Raw genomic sequence first — 2,162 nt, forward strand, 5'->3', positions numbered from 1 at the left:
TGAAAGCTGCTACAGATTTTCTAGTCATTCATAGTCATCTCTGGTCGCGTGTCTCACGTACCTTGGTCTTGTGAAGCTTTCGGAGTGGGCCCGTCAGCAGGGTGTGAGCTACCAGACCGCCTGGCGGTGGGTGAAGGACGGGAAGATGCCCGTCCCCGTTCGCCAGGCGCCGTCCGGGACGTGGTTGGTCGACGAGGTCGCCGTCCAGCCGTCTGGGCGTGTGGTGGTGTACTGCCGCGTGTCGTCCGCTGACCAGAAAGCCGATCTTGAGCGGCAGGCCGCCCGGGTCGTGTCCGGCGCGAACGGGCTGGGCCTGGCCGTCGCTGAGGTCGTCACCGAGGTGGGATCGGGGTTGAACGGGCGGCGCCGCAAGCTGCACCAGATCCTGTCCGACCCGCAGACGGCGGTGATCGTGGTCGAGCACCGCGACCGGCTGGCCCGGTTCGGCGTCGAGCACCTGGAGGCCGCGCTGTCGGCGTCCGGGCGGCGCCTGGTCGTCCTCGACCCCACCGAGACCGCCGATGACCTGGTACGCGACATCACCGAGGTACTCACCTCCATGTGTGCCCGCCTGTACGGGCGGCGGGCAGCGAAGAACCGGGCCGCCCGCGCGGTGGCCGTAGCGACCGGCGAGGCCGCCGAGTGAAGAAGTTCCAGCCGCAGCCCGGGTTCGTGGTGCAGGCGTACCGCTTCGCTCTGGACCCGAACGCCACCCAGGAGCATGCACTGCGCTCGCACTGCGGCGCGGCGCGTGCCGCCTACAACTGGGCCGTCGGCTGGGTGACCGCCTCCTGGTGGCAGCGCCGCGCGGAGGAGTCCTACGGCATCGGCGAGGCCGGGCTGACGCAGTGGCGGCCATGGTCGCTGCCCGCGCTGCGGAAGGCGTTCAACGAGGCCAAGCACACCGATCCGAGGTTCGCCGCCTGGTGGGAGGAGAACTCCAAGGAGGCGTACTCCACCGGCCTGTCGAACGCGTCGGCCGCGTTCGACAACTACGCGAAGTCCAAGAACGGCAAGCGGCGCGGCAAGCGGATGGGTGCGCCGCGGTTCAAGTCGAAGCGCAAAGCGCGCCTTGCCTGCCGGTTCACCACCGGCGTGATCCGCGTGGACGCCGACGGCCGTCACCTCACCCTGCCCCGGCTGGGCACGATCCGCACCCACGAGCCCACGGTGAAGCTCCTCGCCCGCGTCCAGGCCGGGACGGCCCGGATCCTGTCCGCGACCGTGCGGCACGAGCGCGGACGCTGGTTCGTCTCGTTCCAGGCCGAGGTCAAGCGGGACCTCGAACGCGTAGCGCGGCCGGACGTGGCGGTCGGGATCGACCTGGGGGTGAAGACCCTCGCGGTCATGGCCGACAGCACCGGCGAGATCCACACCATCGCGAATCCCGGGCACTACGACCGGGCACGCAAGCAACTGCGCCGCGCCTGCCGGATCGCCTCCCGCCGCAACGGCCCAGACCGGCGGACCGGGCAGAAGCCGTCGAAGCGGTGGGAGAAGGCCAACGCCGCCCGCAACAAGGTGCATCACCGGGTGGCCAACCTCCGCGAAGACGCCCTGCACAAACTCACCACCAGCGTGGCGGCCGAGTACGGCACGGTCGTGGTCGAGGACCTCAACGTCGCCGGGATGCTCCGCAACCGGCGTCTCGCGCGCAGGATCGCCGATGGCGGGTTCGGGCAGATCCGCCGCCAGCTCACCTACAAGACCCGCCAGCGCCACGCCACCCACACCATCCTGGCGGACCGCTGGTACCCCTCCTCGAAGACCTGTTCCGGGTGCGGCGCGGTGAAAGCCAAACTGCCGCTGCACGTGAGGACCTACCAGTGCGACGCCTGCGGCCTGGTCATCGACCGGGACGACAACGCAGCACTCAACCTCGCCGCGCTCGCGGCAGCCGCAACAACTGGTACCGGAGTGGCCGGAGACCAGGACACCCAAGCGGTGTCGAAGCCTCGTGGAGCCGACCAGAAGACCCGCACCACCCGCCCCCGCCGCAAGGCGGACGCGGGGCGGGCAGGTGGCGCAACCCTGCCGCACCAGCGGCAGACGGAAGCGAGAGACCGTACTCAAACCGAAGCCCTCACGCTCTGGTGACGAGACGGACCTTCCGGGCGGAAACGTCCGGAATGCTGAGACCTGACTACGGCCTCGGCAACGGG

Annotated in this window: 2 protein-coding genes; both read left to right on the plus strand. The window is 69.8% G+C overall.

The window, feature by feature from the left end:
- Positions 1 to 70: 70 nt before the first annotated feature.
- Positions 71 to 646: an IS607 family transposase gene (locus AQJ91_RS48220; RefSeq protein ID WP_079085772.1), complete on the plus strand. Its 576-nt coding sequence runs from the start codon at positions 71 to 73 to the stop codon at positions 644 to 646.
- Entirely contained in the window at positions 643 to 2,097 is a 1,455-nt protein-coding gene (gene tnpB, locus AQJ91_RS48225) for an IS607 family element RNA-guided endonuclease TnpB (RefSeq protein ID WP_067036757.1), read from the plus strand. The genes AQJ91_RS48220 and tnpB overlap by 4 nt, the downstream gene beginning before the upstream one ends.
- Positions 2,098 to 2,162: the final 65 nt, after the last annotated feature.

It is taken from the genome of Streptomyces dysideae, from assembly GCF_001514305.1.
In the GTDB taxonomy this organism is placed as follows: domain Bacteria; phylum Actinomycetota; class Actinomycetes; order Streptomycetales; family Streptomycetaceae; genus Streptomyces; species Streptomyces dysideae.